Source organism: Ferrovum sp. (assembly GCF_027317285.1).
GTDB lineage: Bacteria > Pseudomonadota > Gammaproteobacteria > Burkholderiales > Ferrovaceae > Ferrovum.
This window is the reverse complement of record NZ_DAHVHV010000119.1, coordinates 1-984: the sequence shown is the minus strand read 5'-3', so window position 1 is coordinate 984 and position 984 is coordinate 1. Positions and strand designations below refer to the sequence as shown.

At 56.5% G+C, this 984-nt stretch carries 2 pseudogenes; both read left to right on the top strand.

The features are described 5' to 3' along the window. Positions 1-365, top strand: a pseudogene (locus M6F29_RS11815) (recombinase family protein); the annotation flags it as partial. Next, positions 362-601, top strand: a pseudogene (locus M6F29_RS11810) (LacI family transcriptional regulator); the annotation flags it as partial. The pseudogenes M6F29_RS11815 and M6F29_RS11810, both read left to right, overlap by 4 nt. Positions 602-984 lie beyond the last annotated feature (383 nt).

Genomic DNA, 984 nt, shown 5'->3' with positions numbered 1-984 from the left:
CGAAGTCACGGGTGAACGCATCCGCGACAAGATCGCTGCCAGCCTCGGAGCTCGAATCGACGGTGCTGGAGCAACTGCGGGCGGTCCTGCGCGCCCCTGAGCTTTTGGGTGAGATGTTGCTGCAGGCGATAAAACTCGACCCCACCCTGGACGAAGCCAAAATCACCGTGGCCATGACCAGGCTCGATGTGATCTGGGATCAACTTTTCCCGGCCGAGCAATCCAGGATCGTCAGGCTTTTGGTGGAAAAAGTCATCGTGTCGCCCAACGACCTCGAGGTACGGCTTGCTGCCTGCGGCATCGAGCGTCTGGTGCTTGAATTGCAACCGGCGGACATTCCCCGGACCGAAGAGGTATTGGCATGAGCGAGATCCGCATCCAGAAGGTGGGCGAACCTGGAGTCATCGAGGCCAGCGATGGCCGACTGACAGTGTCGGTGCCGATCCAGATCAGGCGACGCAGCGGGCGCAAACTGGTCACGCATCCCAACGGGGAAACAGTCAAACCCAGACCTTGGGACACCACGACCACGCCGCTGCAACTGGCGTTGGCCAGAGGTTATCGCTGGCAGGCCATGCTCGAATCTGGCGAGGAATCCTCTAGCACTATGGAGTGAGCAGAGGATGCTACTGCGGGGCCAAAACCGGTGACTTCTGAAATGCAAACGGAAGACTGAAGAAGACGGTATCGCGGGAAATCATGCATCTGGCCGCCAGAATGGTTAAACATGCCCGTAAAAGCATGTTGGCTTTTGGTCGTGGGGTGGGCCATACACGCATCCATCTTCGCGGAGTTGCAAGCCCTGTTGAATAAGGCAGTGTCTTATGGGAAACTTGACCACAGCAATCAAGAAAACCCGTGGAGTACCCTCAAATTCCTTGCCCGGGAAGGGGTGAGGTTGGACTGAAGAAGGGAAAATGAGGACATTAATCCGTAGATCCGAGTCGGAAGATAAAAAACCTGTCGAATGAGAATTCGTTGGGG